This window comes from Fulvivirga ulvae (assembly GCF_021389975.1).
Classification (GTDB): domain Bacteria; phylum Bacteroidota; class Bacteroidia; order Cytophagales; family Cyclobacteriaceae; genus Fulvivirga; species Fulvivirga ulvae.
This window is the reverse complement of the sequence record NZ_CP089981.1, coordinates 5,570,235-5,587,946: the sequence shown is the minus strand read 5'-3', so window position 1 is coordinate 5,587,946 and position 17,712 is coordinate 5,570,235. Positions and strand designations below refer to the sequence as shown.

Sequence of the window (17,712 nt, the reverse complement as noted above, 5' to 3'; positions counted from 1 at the left end):
CAGGTACTTTATGGCACTAGCGATTTTACAACTTAAAAGCCAGGAACCTGATAAGTACATTTTTGAAGCTGATACCGGCACCAATATCTGGTATGAATTTAAGATTGGAAAATCAAAAAGGAAATACAGAGGACTGGAATTTGTGGATGAGATACAGTATCAATCTACATTGCTTCAATCCTCCGTAAGCGAGAATACCGGCTTTCAGACCCGGTTTCTTATAAGTGTAGAGTCCGGTAAGTTCCGGGATGATAGCCGGTTTATGCAGCTCTTTAGCTATAAGTCTAAAAGCAAAATATCTCCGGCTATATCAGAAGTGCTCACAGTTGTTCCTTCTGTAAGAGACTGGAACGACGATTTTAAACTGCCAAAAATGATGAGTATACAACGACAGCAACAGACATATAATCAACAAATGGTAAGCGTGAGAAATGCACCGTTTAAACTGAAAGATAATAAAGTTAGCGAGGCATTCTTCTTCAACACCCTGCTGGGGGCCATTCCGGGATTATTAACCAATGCATTGCCTATGCTTGGCAAATTATTACCTGGCTTGCAATCCGCAGCTCCAACTATAGGTAAAATAGCGGATACTGCGGGTCAGCTGCTACCGGAGCTGACTAAAATAATACCCACCGATGTAAAGCCGGGAGCAGATGGAGCAAAGCAGGTATTGCAAAATATATCACCGGAAACGATTAGGGCCATATTACAAATCATTCAGGGGCAGGTAAGCAATGGTAGCACCAATGGAAATGGCAATGGTCATACCACCGCACAAAGCCTGAAAAAATACAGCCATGACTTTGCCATTAACCCTGCCATGCTTATGCAATTGGCCCCACTCCTGGAGAAAGTACTGTCGCCCGAAACAATTAAGGCCATTGGAGATAATCCGGTCAAGCTTTTTAAGGCAGTGTCGGATAGTGCACTGAAATTTCAGAAAATGGAGCTTGACCATCTGGAGAAGATCAACCCCGGGGTGGATGATGCCGGCTTTGACAGCATTGTGCAGGGAATGACACACAGAAGACCCCGTTACAGCCAGGCAAAAATAGCACCGGCCTTGTTAGCCGCGCTTCCTGCTTTGATGCCGGTATTGGAGAAAGTCCTGTCTCCTGATATGATCAAGGCTATAGGAGAGCAGCCTGTGAAGCTTTTTAATGCCATTGCCGATGCCGGTCTTAAACATACACAACAGGAGCTGAACCATCTGGAAAAAATCAACCCCGGAGTAGATGATCCTGCCTTTGACAACATTGTGAACTCTATGAGTGTGAAATCTGCCGTCAGTATCGATTCGACCTTTAGCAATGCTGTTTCCATTAAATTTTTGAATGCCAGGGGAATGTCGGTAGCAGGGAAAGAGAAAGTTGTCTATGATAAACGAAGCAAAATAAGCCTGCCCGTAGAACTTAAGATAAATGCAAAGGCCGGGAAGACTGCCACTATACCCAAGGGAATATTTCAGCTCATAATTCAGGATGGTGATACTATGGAAGTGTTGCTGGAGAAAAAATACAAAGAAAAAAATATTGCACTGGCAGTACCACTTAGCATTGTCAATATTAGCCCCGATGAGGCCAAAGTGCTTCCCGTTAACAAGGATCTGAAAGTAGAACTGACATTTAACTGGAAGAAAGGTGACAAGACACTAGGTACCTTTATGAACCATTATATACTACTTACAGATGGCTACTTGTTTCAGAGAGCCGGAAGTGAGTTTACAAACCACTTTGCCCTGAACGATGTAAACCAGTACCGAAACTACTGGCACAAAATATGGGAAGGTGGCCCCACAAGCCATGAAAGATGGAAAATTGATTTTGAATGTAAATACTATTACCACCTTAATGAAGAGGATGCCAACATCAGGAAGCTGTCAACAAAAAAGAAAAAAGTGAGCGATACAGCCGATAATGAAGAGGACGATTATAGAAGAAAAATAAAAGCCAGGCTGAAATCCGGGATGGAGATAAGCCTGGAAGCCTACAATGAGCTTTTAAAACTACATGATCTGCCGGCCCTTGACCAGGAAAAGCTCAATGCCTTCAGGAGCCAGGAGTTTGCTAAGCAGGCCGCCGTGGCGGCAAGATTCAGTGCTGATTTCAGAGGCAGGAAAGGGGAGACCTCGGCGCTGTGGGCATATCCGGAAGGTAACTTTCAGACTTACACCCTTAGCAAGGTATTAGCTGCAGATGCAACGGGTTTAGTCATTGAAGTTCAGGAAGAAGAGGTACAGTTTCCGAAATTTTCCTCAGTCCATTTTATAGGTACACAATCGTTATGATCATGGATAGACAACAAACAAAATTTCCTTTAGAGCCTTTGGCAGAAGGTATGAGCAGTCCCGAGATAAAAATGGAGGGTCAAAAAGTATTATTTGATAAAAAAATCAGCCTTTTACCGGTTGACACCAAAAAACAACCCAATGACAATGGATCAGGGATATGATAACCAACCGGATGACGATCAGAAAGTCGACGAGGCTATGCTGGAATTGGGTGATTTTGTATATGAGATGAGCGATATAGATGGTTACCTGACCTCCACCGAGGCAGAGTTTGCACTGAAAATGGAGAACGTGGAGCTTGATATACCGGTGCAACTCGACATCAGGGTGGCTCCTGACGGGACAGTACAAATAGGTGGCTCACCACCGTTGTACTATGTGGAAACAACTGTAATGCCTGTATTTCATCAAATGAAGATCAATATTGAACGTAATAAAGTTGAAGATTGATGGCAACAGCTAAGAACAATACCCTTTGGAACCTTGAGTCTTTTATTGACTCGTTGGTTGTGGAGCTGGACAAAGCCAGAGAAACGCTGGCAGTAAAGGCCATTAACAGGCCATTGACTTATACAGTGAAAGATGTTGGCCTTGATCTGCAGCTTTTCCCATCATATAACGGAGAGCAGGTCCAGTTCATTACAGCGCAGCCGGGGCAGAGTGGTGCATCCAAACTTTCTATTCAGCTCGGCTCCATTACGGACCAGCAGATCAGGCAAACTTCCAAAGAGCCTATAACGGTGGATACCAAATCCATTGATGAAATTGAGGTTGATAACGAAACCAGAAAGACACTCAGAAAAATGGGTGTGACCTCTGTTGATGACCTGGAAAAACTGGAAAAGAAAAACGTAGACCTGGAAAAGGTAACCAACAAGAAAGTAAGCTATAAAACGCTTGCGGATGTATTACAAAAATCAAAAAGAGGTTCACTACCACCATCAGTTGGTAAGGTGAGCCTGAGCATGAGTGGCAATAAACCGGTGTTGCTTGTAGAGGGAGACAACCTCCATGTAGACGATAAGTTTGAGCCTGTAGCTGTGGTCAATGACCAGCTTGCCAACATCATTGCTTCGGATAAAAAGCAGATTATGATGGAGATCAGGCCTGAAGTGATGAAGGGTGGTAAGAATGAACTGGTTATGACCCTGGATCCATACGCAATTTTTAGGTTGGAAATAAATAACTGAAGACATGACTGCACCAAAAGGTAGATTATTTCAGCTTGCTCTTGACTGCAAAAAATATGTTAAGAAAGGAGAGCTCAAAAATAAAACCGACAGGGTTTCCGGTAAACATTATGACGAAGGGAATGCTATTAGCCTGTCTTATAACATAGATGTATACGGCCAGTCCATATACGATGCATACAGGCATAACGAACCTTCTGCTCAGCTTAGCTTTGTAGATGATATGCAGGGAGAGGCTTTTTATGTGGAACCGTTTGAAAGTGAAACTATCCCTGCCAGCTATGAAGAGGTAAATGATAAGAATCCCATGCTTGATAAGGTCGTGCGGTTATCAGAAGAGGAAGAAGAAGTTCAGGAAGTGGGTGCAGGCTCTGAAGAAGAAACAAGGGCTGTAACAGAGAAGAAGCCAGCCCCAGATATAGCGGCTGAAAAGCCGGGAGAACCTGCAAAGCCCAAAGGCGAAAAGCCTGAAAACAAATATCAGGAAACTGAGAATGAGGATAACGAACCATATCAGGTCGACGATGATGAGTTTGCTAATGATATTAAGGCTATTCTGCAAGGTCAGAAAGTATTTGATCCGGAGAAAAAACAGACAGTAAATAAAAGCGAGTCCCCTTCAAAAGAATTGTTGAAACAGGGAGGTTCCCGTCAGCCTCAAGATCCCGGCAAACCACCTAAAAAAGAAGAAAGCCTGGAACCCTCAGCCAATGAGCATAAAATATTTGAAAAAATAGCCCAGAGCATGCGCTATGCCAATTCTTATGACTTGGGTTCCATAGCAATGGAAAAGAAGTTCGATCAGATGGAGAATGAAATAGAGGATGAAGAAATAAAAACTATAACATCCAAAAAGCCTGTAGAAGAGGCCAATGTTATAGGTGAGGAACAAAAGTCAACCGCCGTGCCAAAGAACATTTCACCTGATTATAGTCCCGAACAGGCCCTGACTCCGGAGAATGGCGGATTGAAAATAGAGCAGCGGCACCTAAAGCGTGGAGACCTGATACTAATAACTTCCGAAGCATCGGAGACGGAGAAAATATGTAATGCAGGAATATACCTGGGAGACAGCAAAATAGTGATGGCTGATGAGGCGAATAAAATACAGAAGGTAAATCTGGATCAGGCTTTAAATGAGGTAAGTGTTGTGGTTTTGCGGCACAGGGATGCAGGTGCAGATGACATTCAGACGCTAACCGACAAATTCAATAGCGGTTCTGACGTTCAGGGTGCTCAGGAACCTGTACTTGAGGTTAATTACACTCCCGTACAAATTCATAAGTCAGTATGTGAAAGTGTACCAAAAGAGAAACAAGACAAGTGCAGGCAATTCAAGGGAAAAATCAATATAAATACTGATGGTAACGACAAATTCTTTATTCCATATGCCCTTATAAAGGGCCTTGAGGCTTCAGGATTAAATATTCTTGACAAAAGTATTGAAGGCTCATCAGCAGATGTGCCGGTTAAAACCAATCACAATGGCCAGTGGCAATATGCCGGTCATTTAGTAAAAAACTAAAACCAAAATCACATGAACCGTATCATATCACTTCAGCAGGAACTGTCTGCATTTGCAGTTAAAAGAAAGAAAGTGTCCAAAGCATCGTCGCGCTATACAAGGGCCAAAACTGCAGGTCTCTTTGGTATTGCAGGGCTTACAGCCGTAGAAGCAGCAAACCTGGGGCTGGCAGGGGCCTCCTTGCTACAGCCAGCCATGACAAAATCAGGTAACCTCACTATTTCTTCAGACAAAGCCCAACGATTATTAACCCCACAGGCCAGGCAAAAGTTGAACAGCAGACCCAAGCATGCATATACCTATCCCATATTATGGATCAATGCCGATAAACCAATATTTGGTGCGGCCGATGCTCAGATAGAAGTAACCTGGGAAGGTAACGATTATGGGGAGATAGGAGGTGCCTATGTGAGACGAAACCTTAGCAATACTACAGCCTTCAGCAAGTCTTCCCTGAATGTTAGCTTTACCAAACTGGATAAAATCCCGCCCAATAACATGAAGGATCCCAGGGAGTGGCCCGTAGTATTTGCCTATGACGGGACATTTGACCCATGGGGCAATGGCCAGTTTGAATTTCAGGGAGAGTTTGAAATTAATGCTTTCGGAGGTTTGAAATTTGTGAGGCACGAAGTTAAAAGTGTTTCCCTGGCTGATTGGGCTATTAGTGGCAAGCCGGAAGACTATGTGAAAAAGAAAAGCGACAGAAGTTATACCGTACCGGCATTGCCTCCGGATCAGAAAAAATACCTGCTCGAGCAAATAGGAAATCCCTGATAATACAAAGGAGGCAAGATTTAAATGATCAGACCAACTGACCAACGTGTAAATTTATTTGATCTAAAATAAAAATATAAACCGATGAAAGGGAACCGATTACTATCATTAAACAAAGAGCTAAAAGGCTATAAAAGCAAAAGGACCTTCGTCAAAGGTAAAAGTACCAAAAACGGCTTGATTGCTGGCAATGGAAACGGTTCCAAAGTTAGTGATATCATGGTGGAGGCAGATGTGTTCATTATTGAAGTGCTTGACCTTTTCTTTGATAAGTCACCTCAGGAAAAGGGTCTTTCGGATGAGCTGAGAGATATTGCGGCCAGAAGCTTATGGACAGCTACCACATTAACTAAAACTGAAAATGTCATGCCAGAGCCCACCGATGGAGTTGCTGATATCGGCTGGATATCATCGGAGGGTGTGCAAAGAGCTTTCAGAAAGATAAACCATAAAGGACTTTATAAGGCAGTGAAGTCTGCAGTGCAGTCTAAATACAGAACAGAATTTGAAACAGCTCTGCTATCTGCCAAACCGGAACCTGCAAGCCAAATGATGACCCGGCAAATGTCTGCTGTCAATACAGCCTTAGTAGTGTTTATAGAAAACACGGGAGCTCTGCCTTTTCAGTGGGACAGCACCATCGGCAAAACTGTACAGGAAGGCCTGGAAAAAGTAATAGACTTCGTTTCAGAGGAGTTTGAAAAGTGGCTCAATAAATTTGCTGATGCCAAAGGCAGCAAATACAGGGACGTGATCATTCTTGAAGATGCCAGGGCGACCTATGCCAATCTGAAGCACACCCTGCACGACCTGGCTAATAAAGATTATATTATTGATATCTTCACACTCACACACGGAAGCAGTTCATCTTTTAGTGCTTATGGAGGGGGTAGCATCAGTGCCAGCGATATCAGGGCATTACGAGACAGCTACGGCAAAGCCTTGCCCATAAGGGTGGTTTATATGATGAATTGTGTAGGCTCAGGTCTTAACGATGACTGGCTCTATGCAGGTGCCAGAGCGACAGCCGGTGCCATCCGCAACAACTATATTCCGGAACCTATGATGACTAAGTTCTGGACCAACTGGCTAAGAGGAGACTCGTTCACCAATGCAGTGAGTACTGCTTACAATGACTCGGTCAAACTTATCTCGGATACTATAGCAAAAGCTGATTACATACCTTTCGTGGGCGGGAGCATTATGAGCGCACTGCAGTCTAAAATCAACCCAATGCTGGCTGATAGCAAACCCAAAATAGAAGGCAATGGCTCCATTACCATTGATACAGCCTCTCTGGCTGCCGCACATTCGCTCTCTTTTTCTGATACGGTTTACAGTGAAGCCAAATATGGTACAGGAGAACATGTACTTTCAGGGCTGGTCGATGCTGACCGCGTTACGCCCACTTATCAGATCGATGTTAATGGTGTGAAATTTACCTACGGAGAACTGATAGCAATGGGAGATTTTTATGAAAGTCATGCAAAAATGATTGCTGCCGGAGCCGCTGAGCTAGGCAAATTGAAAAGCCTGATAGATAAAAGCAAGCGTTTCTATGAGAGCAAGGTGGTACATGGCCGGGCCTCTGGTTCTAACCCAACCGATACAGACTGGCAGTCTGCTACCGGAGGGCGCTATCTTAAGCTGGCCGAAGATAACTTTGCACATTTTGCCCCTTCAAACAGTACATATATATCCTTTTCAAGTTCCAAGTCAAACCATAAGGCAGAGTGGGAAAAATACCATAAGCAGGCTATTGATATTGTAAGAGCTGGCAACAACAGCTCGGTAGTTGATGGAGCATTGTCCGTAAATGCATTTGGTGATCATTTTCTTACTGATGCATTTGCCGCGGGACACTTATTTAATAAAGATGATCTCTCCGAATATTTTAAGTCCCGAGTTTTAAATACAAGTCGCCTTATAAATTCCGATGGTGAAGACATGTTTAACAGGATTGCCAAGGCGGCTTTCAAAGGAGCCTTGAAGGCTGCTTTTAGTAAGCATGAAACCGTCGATACTCATTATGGCTTTCATATTGACATCGACTCTGAAAGCCGGTTTAGTAAATTATTGATAGGTATTATGGAGAAGGAACCGGACATCATTGGTAAAACCATGGTCGCTAAGTTACTTCATGATGAATTAAATCAATATTCGGGAGGTGTACCTGTTACGAACCTGAAAGGAGATAGTTGGAACCTCACGGGAGATGACACCCTGAACATGGCTAACCTTGACATTATGAGGAAGGCTGTTAAGCAATCTATTAAAAATTTATATGATGCCGTAAACGATTTAAGTGCTCACGCCACTTTTTTCAAGAAAGTATGGGACTTTACACCGAGACCAACAAGTAGTTCTGTAACCACTATTAAAAAAATGGTTAATGATTATACCAATCCTAAAGGCACTAAGATCGTGACCGGTGCAGACACCTTGTTGCAACAGAATTATCAGGCTTTGCTTGATGAGTTAGTAAAAAGAAAAGTATTACAAAAGATCCCATAAAGGAGGTACGCATGTAAGAAATTTGGCTTTATTGCGATTTTTAAACGGCAATTCGAATAGAAACAGCTTTTTTATTTGTTTGTTTATTATAAATATGTGTAAAATACAATGTAATGTGCGGCCTTAGATAGTCTTACATCTTTATTTTAATATGCATATTTTTATATTTTAAGCTAAATATAAAAGTATCCATGCAAGGTAAGTTGGCTTTACCGGGTGTTAATCTGCATGTGATTGATCATTGGCTGCAGGAAGAGGGGCATGGTGTTTGTGAAGTTGGTGAGGTATTGCCTTGCATCTTTTGTATCATTAAATCAGATCTGACACTGGAATATCTCAATCCTGCGGGCTTCGAATGGTTAAACATTCAGTCCAAAAGCTTTCTTTATATCAATGAAAGCTGGTTGGAACGATCCAATAAAAATGCTGCTTTAAAAGATTTTTTGGATCAGCTAAAGCCTCATTTATCCAAGCCTGATACTGAAGATGTATTCCATGATTTACTACGTGTTTGGTTTCCCTCCGAATCAGAGTACAAGCTTTGCCTTATCTCAGCTAAAAAATCAGTGGCCTTGGGCGAATTGATTGTAATGATGCAACCGTTATCAGATATACATTATCTCAGGCAAAAAATAGGAAGGTTGGCAGATGAGGAAGCTTTCTATCTGGATAACTACAGCAAATTCAAACAATTGACCAACAGAGAAATAGAAATTATAAGCCTACTGTCTAAAGGCATGAATAACCCTCAGATATCCAGAGAGTTAAATATTAGCCGAAAGACAGTCGAGCAGCATCGAAAGAATATAAATAAAAAACTGCATACCAACTCATTTGTTGAACTGATCAAGTATGCCCAGGTTTTTGATCTTCAGGATTAGGGGTGGGATGTAGGGTAAGCCCTATTTCCTGAGAGATACTTTTTTCGGCTCTGAAGCTTGACGAGACAGCTATGGAGACCATTGCCGGGTGACATGATGTACAAAAAGGTGGTAACCTCGAATTAGGGCTGTTTCTCCTCACTAGTGTTGCAGAACGGCAAGTTTTACCAAACTTCCAAAGTTAAAGCTGCAGTTTAACTCTGTTTATTACTGTCATAAACAAATTACCTAATCAGAAAGATGTATGCATAAAGTAACCTCGGAACGGAGAACCTTTCCAACTAAGCTGTTTTCCTCTCTATCTCCCGAAGATTTTCCAGCTTCTTGTTTCTCAGGAACCCATTAATATCCTCAAAATGCTCACGGATACGTTTGTTGCCAAACTCAAAAACTTTGGTAGCCAGTCCATCCAGAAAATCCCTGTCGTGCGATACCAGGATCAAAGTGCCATCAAAGCTTTGAAGCGCTTCTTTAAGAATGTCTTTTGTCCTTATATCCAGGTGGTTAGTAGGCTCATCAAGAATCAATAAGTTAACCGGTTGCAAAAGAAGTTTGATCATGGCAAGGCGGGTTTTTTCACCACCAGATAAGACCTTTACTTTCTTGTCGATAGCATCACCGCTAAACATAAAGGCCCCTAAAAGATCCTTGATCTTAGTTCTGATGTCACCTTGTGCTATATTATCGATTGTCTGGAATACCGTAAGGTCCTCGTCCAGCAATGACGCCTGATTTTGAGCAAAGTAGCCGATCATACAGTTATGACCAGCCTGAAGTTTGCCCTCATAATCAATCTCACCCATAATGGCCTTGATCATGGTCGACTTACCCTCACCATTTTTCCCCACAAAAGCTACTTTCTGGCCTCTTTCAATAGTCATGGAAGCATCTTTAAACACCACATGGTCGCCATACGATTTGCAGACATCCTCCGCAATTACCGGGTAGTTGCCAGAACGCGGAGCAGGTGGGAATTTCAGATTCAGGTGAGATGTATCTACTTCATCCACCTCAATGAGCTCCATTTTTTCTAGCATCTTAACCCTCGACTGAACCTGCAATGTCTTGGAGTAAGTGCCTTTAAACCTTTCTATAAAGGTCTGGATTTCAGCAATCTGCTTTTGTTGTTCATCATACGCTTTTTGCTGCTGTTCACGACGCTCTTTACGCAGCTGAAGGTACTGCGTATAATTGACCTTGTAGTCATAGATACGGCCCATGGTAACTTCAATAGTGCGGTTGGTGATATTGTCAACAAAAGTTTTGTCGTGTGAGATTACAATTACCGCTTTGGCATTATTGACCAGGAAGTCCTCCAGCCACTGGATAGACTCTATGTCCATATGGTTAGTAGGCTCATCGAGCAAGATCAGGTCAGGCTTTTGCAGCAGGATTTTAGCCAGCTCTATGCGCATACGCCAGCCACCGCTAAACTCCTTGGTAGGTCTGGTAAAATCGCTTCTCAGGAAGCCAAGCCCTAATAAAGTTTTCTCAACTTCAGCGTCAAAGTTGACCTCTTCTATGGAGTAATACTTTTCACTAAGCTCAGATACCTCTTCTATTATTTTGAAGTACTCTTCAGATTCATAATCTGTGCGCGTCTCAAGCTCTTTATTAAGGGCTTCAATACGGTCTTTCATCCCCAATACTTTTGAAAAAGCCTTTGATGCTTCTTCAAAAACTGAACAATTATCTTCAGTAAGAAGGTGTTGGGGCAGATAAGCAATTACCGCATCCTTGGGCGCAGATATCTTGCCCCTTGTAGGTGCGTTCACCCCCGCAATGATCTTGAGCAGCGTAGATTTTCCTGCCCCGTTCTTACCCATCAGGGCGATACGGTCATTTTCATTGATGTTAAAAGAAATATTACTGAAAAGCGCCGAGCCACTAAACTCGACCGTGAGAGCGTCAACAGAGATCATGTATTAAAAAAATTAAGCCGCAAAGGTATTTATAAATTTGAGATGTATTGTAGGTTTTGGAGTCATAGAGGAAAATATTTTGGATAGTAGCCAAGGGAGCGATCAGATGACTCCGAGTCATCTGATCGCTAAACCTACTAATTAAAAGAACACCCTTACATTCTAATCCAAGGCTCTACGGAGGGCAGAAGGTGAAAATAAGGAGATTTGTAAACCTGATACTTAATTCATATATGAACTTCCTTAAAGATATGTTAGATTGAACCCATACAAATGAAACATCAGCATTAAATCACGCAGAATATATGGGGCTTGACTGGAAACCTTTAAAGAAACCTTATAGTGGCTATGAAGAAGAGTATAGACAAATTTTTAAGCTCCTAACTGGAGTAGAAAAGCAAAGATTGAAGAGCAAAAAGATACGTAGCCATGACGAACTTTTGGAACGTTTCTTATCCATATCATCAACAGCGTATGAAACGCTCAAAGCTCCTCAAGTAGGAAAAGATGAAGAAGCCACTACATGGGCTGAATCCCAATTCAAAAACCTACAGGATAAATCAATAACGTTTGATGATTTCATGCAGCAAATGCATGGCTTTTATGTTTTAGATTTAGTGCCTGAATGTGACGGTCTGCCCATGTATATTGCCATGCATGATGAAGCTCATTTTTTTAGGGCTCAGTTTCTGTGTGATTGTGAAACCATACTGGGGTCTGAGCTATTGGAAATGGCCTATGAGTCCAAATTGGCTGACGAGACACAGGATTATGCAAACAGACTAATGGATGTGGCCGATCGGTTTGCAGAGGAAAATAAATGCTCAGCACTCAAGAACCAGCGTAAACCTCCAGAGAATGATGAAGATACACCGGAAAGCAAAGCTCACATCCTTTTTTCGGCAGCAAAATGGCTCAAATTTTGGAGTAGTAGAGGGCATGGTATGGAGGCCGATTTCTAAGGAGTAATAGTCACATCAAGTTAAGGCTTCAAGGTTTATAATGTGCTCGCCAGAATCTTACGTTTTATTTATTTACTTATGCAAGTGTTATTTTGCAGTATTGTAAAAGCATGAAAATATTCTTTAAAAAGGTATTGCTGGCAATTATATCGGCTCTGACAGGTTTAATCTTAATACCTATATTGGCGGCGGAGTTTGATTTTATTCGGATATTCCCCATTCTAATAATTTTTTTTCTCCCTATATATAGCCTCATATTAATAATTTTATTTGAATTAATAATTAGAGTAAAAGCTCTTCATTTGGTTTACAATTTTATTTTTGGATTCAGAATTTTCTATATTTTTTTTGGACTATTAGTAGTAGAATGGATAATTATGTGGAAAGTAGACCCACGGTATGATGTGGTTTTTGCAGCACAATTTGCAACGGGTATTGTACCGGCAATAATTGTATATGCGAGATTGGGGAATAGGTGGAATATACTGCCTGATGCTACCAATAATGTCCATGGCTGATAACAACTAAAAAATAACAATGCAAGAATTTAATTTCAATGACTTCTGGGAAGATAGTGCTTACGCGACGAATAAATATATTGGTGAGTTTCCGTCAGAGGAACTGATAGATTCTGTTGAAAAGGAATTAGGCTACAAGCTTCCTGCCTTTTATGTCGAAATGATGAAACTTCAAAATGGAGGCATCCCCAAAAACACCTGTTTCCCAACCAAAGAATCAACTTCATGGGCAAATGACCACGTGGCAATAACAGGAATATTAGGGATTGGGAGAGACAAAACTTACTCATTATGTGGTGGGCTGGGTAGCCAGTTTATGATTGATGAATGGGGTTATCCTGACATAGGTATATGTATTTGTAATTGCCCTTCGGCCGGACATGACATGATCATGCTTGACTATAGAAAAAACGGCTGGGATGGTGAACCCGAAGTAGTCCATGTTGATCAGGAATCAGATTACCGAATTACCTTTCTTGCTGAAAATTTTGAGTCCTTTATTAAAGGGTTAGTCCATGCTGATGTGTATGATACGTCCGTAGAGGATCTAAAAGAAACACTGGAGGAATTGAAAACAGGGAGCTATTCGGACCTGTTGAAGGAGTTACTGCAGAATGAAGAGGGACTGGACAGGCAGTTGAGGAACCTGTTGATAAAACTGACAGAAAAGAAGGGGTATTTTGCACTTCATGCGGATGAATTGTCCCATTTAGTATATGATGTGCAGTTTTATCTTTACTCAAAGCACAAAAAGGTCTCATCCAAAGAAGAATATCTTAAAGAATACCCACAAATGATTGCATTTGGGAATAATGAAATAACCACTAACGGCTACGCCCCAGGTTTTGTGGAAGATTGGATTAACCTTCGAATGGAGAATCAGGAGATAAAGAAAAAATTATTCGGAGGATTTAAATTTGAAAAGGAGTATGAGGCGAAGGTTATTAACGAACTAAAAAGGCATGATTAAAGAGCTGTCAGAGAGATCGGATGACTTCAAGCCATCAGATCACTTGCCTCTCAAATAAATAGTAAGCCCATGAATTACCAAACCTTTCAGCCTCATCCCGACTTAGAGTCTCTCATTAGCTGTTACTGGACATTGGAAGTGCCTGCTGATACTGATGCGCAAAGGCAGCGTATTGTGCCTGATGGTTGTATTGAAATGGCATTTATACTTGGCGATGACATAAAACGGTATACAGTAGGGGACGAGTTCATCCTGCAACCCCGGGCGATGGTACTTGGGCAAACGATGGAGCCGTTTTACATAGAACCCACAGGGCATGTCGACACTTTTGCAGTTCGTTTTTACCCTTATGGTTTTGCCAACTTTGTAACTACTCCCATTAAGGCCTTAGCCAATAAAGAAACCCCAATTGAATCATTGTTCGGGGAAAAGGCTCAAGTTCTGGAACAAAGAATAATACAGGCAACAGACATCAGGCAGCGAATAGAAATTGTTGAAGGTTTTTTGTTTGAAATACTGAATGATCAGACGACCATCGACAATATAGTGAAAACAACTGTTGATACCCTTTTCTCGACCCAAGGAAGAGTCACGATTAGCTCAATCCTTAAAAACGACCCATCTAAACGAAGGCAACTTGAAAGAAAATTTCTGAAACAGATCGGTATCAGCCCAAAGCAGTTAGGCAAAGTAATCCGGCTGCAGGCAGCTTTAAAAATGCTGCTGGATGAAAAGGAACAAAACCTTACCAGTGTTGCATACGAAAGTGAATACTATGACCAATCGCACTTTATTAAGGATTTCAGGGAATTCACAGGAACCAGCCCGAAAGAGCTGCTCGGCGATGAGAGCATGCTTCTCTCACGGCTTTTCTATAAATAACCTCAGGAATCTGCTGTCGCATTTTTACAATTTTCACCGTCAGCGGCAATTTACTTTTGTTTAATCAATCCAAAATAGAAGAGAATGAAAAGAACAAAGCACATTGCCCTTGCAGCCATGCTGTCCTTTGCTTTTGCTACAGGCTTCAGTCAGAGTAAGCCTGATAACGAAACCCTAAAGGTGAGTTTAACAGAAAATCAAAAGAGAAATACCATGAACAGTTTTATTTCAATTTTCGAAATTCCGGCAACAGATATTTCACGAGCTATTACATTTTATCAAGCCATTTTAGGTATTCAGATCGAGAAACTGGATATGCCGGAAATGCAAATGGGAATCTTCCCATACGAAGACCAGGCAGTTACAGGAGTTATCATCAAAGCGGAGGGCTACCTACCTTCGGCTGATGGTGTAACCATTTACCTCAATGGTGGGAATAACCTGCAAACTATACTGGATAAGGTAGAAGAGAACGGAGGTAAGGTAATCGTACCTAAAACACCACATGCTGATGATAGCGGATATTTTGCCTTATTTCATGATTCGGAGGGGAATAAAATGGGCTTGCATTCTATAAATTAAGCAAAGCGGTTACCCTCGGGGGAAGTTGAATTAGAACGGGTAACAAACAAAACTAACAGCTTTACTTCCCCATTGGCTGTCCCCCGACAGCCCCTATACCGGCTAAGTTAAGACTACAAGCAATAAAAAAGACGTGCAGTAAAAGTCTGTCAGGGGACAGACTAGAGGGAGGAATGGTAGCAAACAAAACTAACAGCGGCTTTACTTCCCCGTTGGCTGTCTCCCGACAGCCTCTAATACCGCCTAAGTTTAAGACTACAAGCAATAAAAAGACGTGTAGCAAAAGTCTGTCAGGGGACAGACTGGGGAAAGAGGGTGAGAGAAGCTGTACGGTGCCTCACCTCGCGGTGTTAGGCTGGTTCATGTTCTCCATGCTTATCTCCATCATTCCCCACATTCAAATTTGAAATTTGAAGGCTCATAGCTGAACTTACTTTTGAAGCTATAGTGCCACCATTCTGTAGTAATGGCCCTGAAACCATTGTTTTCCATCGTTGACTTTAAGAGTTGTCGGTTGGCCAGCACGGTATCGGGGAGGTTGGTATAAGCGTGATGAGCCTCCTGACCGAAGAAATCGAAAGCAGTGCCCATATCAAGCTGGTTGCCTTTTAGGTCTTCCAGGGTGATATCTACGGCAGCTCCTCTATTGTGTATCGATGCCGAAGTATTTGGGTTGGCGACGTACTTTGCATTCGGAAATATTTCCCACATGGCTTTCTGAACATCCAACGGGCGGTAACAATCAAAGAATTTTATTCTGAAACCCTTGCCTAGTAATTCGTTATTGGCACTGACCAATGCTTCGGCTACTTCCTTCCTTACCAGGCACTCGGCACATGGGTAGACCTTCTCTTTTAGAAAATTATCTGCCGTAGCATACTTCATTTCATATGAAAATCCATCAGCATATTTTTGCAGGTTTACAAAGCTGGAATCATACAGCATTGTTTTTTCTACTACCTCCTCAGTTTTAAGAGCATCTTGCTCTGCAATCACTGCCTCTTCCTTGGGCGGATCGGGAATTCTCTCTGCGGTATCCTTTTTATTGGGAGAGCAAGCCAATATCAGTAGCGTTAATATCACTGAAGAGTATCTGATCATTTTAAAGTCAATTTGAAGTGTGTGAATTTACTGCGAATGATTAGGGAGCTTCGATCCATGCTATAAGCGGCTGGGCAACATTCTGATACCTGATTAAGCAGGCCTGTAAACCTTTTGAAAACCCTCTCTGCCTTTTTCGGTAAGGAAGGGGTGGATAAGGTTGAAGTATAGCTGCATATAATAATCTACTTTGTCCTCTTCCTTACCGGTATAGAAAGTTTCGGCATCAGATACCCAGGAGTTAGTGATCATAAGCAAAGCATTAACCAGCATATCCTTGTGCTTTTGTGCTTTAAAAGGCTTCATATATCCTTGTTCTACAAGAAAATCGCCTACATTATGCAGCAATTCTCGTCTCATTTGCATTTGTTGCTGAGAGTGCTTCTTGATGTGATCAAAATGCCTTACAACTTTGGTAATGCCCAGGTATATAAACTTATAACGGTAGATTTCTTCAAATAAAACCTTAAGCCGGGTGAGCATAAATTCAAAATTTAAAACCTCCTTCTCAATGTTCTTAAACTGCTCGTCGACCCGCTGCTGCATGTTAAAGTAAAGCTGAAGAATGATGTCATCCTTGCGGGGAAAATGATAACAAAGATTACCATAGCTTATACCTAGCTCATCACTGATATGCTTACTCGAAACGGCGGTGATACCTCTTTCATTAAATAATTGAAGTGCCTTTTCAAGTATTCTTTCCTTGGTCCCCATATCCAGCTATTTATAGACAATACTATAAAAATAATGCGAATAAAAAAATTAGGCATTTATGCCTAATTGTTGGTCCCGATGACTATCTTTGTTTAGGTGAAAATGCCTAATTTGAATGACAATGACAGAAAAGATACAGGAAGAATATCTTAAACCCGGAGTTTATATCAATTCCAACCATCCCGATGTAATTCGCTTTGCCAGGGAAAATACTACAGACTATGATACTATTAATGATAAAATAAAAGCCCTCTATCATGCTGTGAGGGATGGCTTCAGGTATGATCCTTACCAGCTCGATTTCACTACGGAAGCCATAAAAGCGAGTCATATAGTTGGCCGTGATTATGGCTATTGTATAGAGAAGAGCTGCCTGTTTGCCGCAGGAGCACGAGTATTAGGTGTACCGTCAAGAATGGGTTTTGCCAATGTGAAAAACCATATTGGTACTGCCAAGCTTGAAGAGGTACTCAAAACAAACCTGCTGGTATTTCATGGCTATGCGGAAGTGTGGCTAAATGGTGGTTGGGTTAAAGTGACGCCTGTATTCAATAAGAGTCTTTGCGACAAGCTAAATGTAGAACCCCTGGAATTTGATGGTCAGGAGCATGCCGTATTCCAACAATTTAGCAAATCTGGGGGCAAGTTTATGGAGTATGTCCATGATTACGGCAGCTTCAGTGATATTCCCTATGAAATGCTGATTGATGAGCTCGTAAAGCATTATCCTCATCTGGCAAAAGTCATTATTGATCAGCGTTCGATAAATCTTAATACCGCCGGGGAGCTAATCAAATCTTTGTATCTATCCTGATCAGCGAACAGATAATAACTAAGTTTTAAATGGAGATATAAAAACCGGCTCATTAATACAATAAAGC

At 41.7% G+C, this 17,712-nt stretch carries 16 protein-coding genes; 13 read left to right on the top strand and 3 right to left on the bottom strand.

The window, feature by feature from the left end:
• Positions 1 to 10 precede the first annotated feature (10 nt).
• From LVD17_RS23510 to LVD17_RS23480, 7 genes are all read left to right on the top strand, one after another.
• A complete protein-coding gene (locus LVD17_RS23510; RefSeq protein WP_233761936.1) occupies positions 11 to 2,290 on the top strand; it encodes a hypothetical protein in 2,280 nt (759 codons plus the stop codon).
• Between the two features lie 141 nt (positions 2,291 to 2,431).
• On the top strand, positions 2,432 to 2,743 hold the full coding sequence (locus tag LVD17_RS23505) for a hypothetical protein (protein ID WP_233761934.1): 312 nt from the start codon (positions 2,432 to 2,434) through the stop codon (positions 2,741 to 2,743).
• Positions 2,743 to 3,483 (top strand): hypothetical protein, encoded by a 741-nt coding sequence (locus tag LVD17_RS23500; protein ID WP_233761932.1) that lies wholly within the window; start codon positions 2,743 to 2,745, stop codon positions 3,481 to 3,483. Before LVD17_RS23505 ends, LVD17_RS23500 begins: the two co-directional genes overlap by 1 nt.
• 4 nt (positions 3,484 to 3,487) lie before the next feature.
• Positions 3,488 to 5,008 (top strand): C40 family peptidase, encoded by a 1,521-nt coding sequence (locus LVD17_RS23495; protein WP_233761930.1) that lies wholly within the window; start codon positions 3,488 to 3,490, stop codon positions 5,006 to 5,008.
• 12 nt (positions 5,009 to 5,020) lie between these two features.
• Positions 5,021 to 5,785 carry a hypothetical protein gene (locus LVD17_RS23490; protein WP_233761928.1) on the top strand — a complete coding sequence of 255 codons (765 nt, stop codon included), beginning with the start codon at positions 5,021 to 5,023 and terminating at the stop codon, positions 5,783 to 5,785.
• 84 nt (positions 5,786 to 5,869) lie between these two features.
• Positions 5,870 to 8,299, top strand: a complete 2,430-nt coding sequence (locus LVD17_RS23485) for a hypothetical protein (RefSeq protein WP_233761926.1) — start codon at positions 5,870 to 5,872, stop codon at positions 8,297 to 8,299.
• Between the two features lie 191 nt (positions 8,300 to 8,490).
• The gene (locus tag LVD17_RS23480) at positions 8,491 to 9,180 is read left to right on the top strand and encodes a response regulator transcription factor (RefSeq protein ID WP_233761924.1); all 690 of its coding nucleotides are present in this window, start codon (positions 8,491 to 8,493) and stop codon (positions 9,178 to 9,180) included.
• Positions 9,181 to 9,461: 281 nt separating this feature from the next.
• Here LVD17_RS23480 and LVD17_RS23475 read toward each other — a convergent pair whose 3' ends face one another.
• Positions 9,462 to 11,102 carry an ABC-F family ATP-binding cassette domain-containing protein gene (locus tag LVD17_RS23475; protein WP_233761922.1) on the bottom strand — a complete coding sequence of 547 codons (1,641 nt, stop codon included), beginning with the start codon at positions 11,100 to 11,102 and terminating at the stop codon, positions 9,462 to 9,464.
• Positions 11,103 to 11,407: 305 nt separating this feature from the next.
• Between LVD17_RS23475 and LVD17_RS23470 the strand changes: the two genes are divergently transcribed.
• From LVD17_RS23470 to LVD17_RS23450, 5 genes are all read left to right on the top strand, one after another.
• The gene (locus LVD17_RS23470; protein ID WP_233761920.1) at positions 11,408 to 12,064 is read left to right on the top strand and encodes a hypothetical protein; all 657 of its coding nucleotides are present in this window, start codon (positions 11,408 to 11,410) and stop codon (positions 12,062 to 12,064) included.
• A 377-nt stretch (positions 12,065 to 12,441) separates the two neighbouring features.
• Positions 12,442 to 12,582 (top strand): hypothetical protein, encoded by a 141-nt coding sequence (locus LVD17_RS23465; protein ID WP_233761918.1) that lies wholly within the window; start codon positions 12,442 to 12,444, stop codon positions 12,580 to 12,582.
• 19 nt (positions 12,583 to 12,601) lie between these two features.
• Positions 12,602 to 13,552: an SMI1/KNR4 family protein gene (locus tag LVD17_RS23460; protein WP_233761917.1), complete on the top strand. Its 951-nt coding sequence runs from the start codon at positions 12,602 to 12,604 to the stop codon at positions 13,550 to 13,552.
• Positions 13,553 to 13,621: 69 nt separating this feature from the next.
• Positions 13,622 to 14,434, top strand: a complete 813-nt coding sequence (locus tag LVD17_RS23455) for an AraC family transcriptional regulator (RefSeq protein ID WP_233761915.1) — start codon at positions 13,622 to 13,624, stop codon at positions 14,432 to 14,434.
• An 84-nt stretch (positions 14,435 to 14,518) separates the two neighbouring features.
• Positions 14,519 to 15,016 (top strand): VOC family protein, encoded by a 498-nt coding sequence (locus LVD17_RS23450; RefSeq protein WP_233761913.1) that lies wholly within the window; start codon positions 14,519 to 14,521, stop codon positions 15,014 to 15,016.
• 384 nt (positions 15,017 to 15,400) lie between these two features.
• Here LVD17_RS23450 and LVD17_RS23445 read toward each other — a convergent pair whose 3' ends face one another.
• Positions 15,401 to 16,117: a M15 family metallopeptidase gene (locus LVD17_RS23445; RefSeq protein WP_233761911.1), complete on the bottom strand. Its 717-nt coding sequence runs from the start codon at positions 16,115 to 16,117 to the stop codon at positions 15,401 to 15,403.
• 93 nt (positions 16,118 to 16,210) lie between these two features.
• Entirely contained in the window at positions 16,211 to 16,831 is a 621-nt protein-coding gene (locus LVD17_RS23440) for a TetR/AcrR family transcriptional regulator (protein WP_233761909.1), read from the bottom strand.
• A gap of 121 nt (positions 16,832 to 16,952) precedes the next feature.
• Here LVD17_RS23440 and LVD17_RS23435 point away from each other — a divergent pair, with 121 nt between their 5' ends.
• Positions 16,953 to 17,645: a transglutaminase-like domain-containing protein gene (locus tag LVD17_RS23435; protein ID WP_233761907.1), complete on the top strand. Its 693-nt coding sequence runs from the start codon at positions 16,953 to 16,955 to the stop codon at positions 17,643 to 17,645.
• Positions 17,646 to 17,712: the final 67 nt, after the last annotated feature.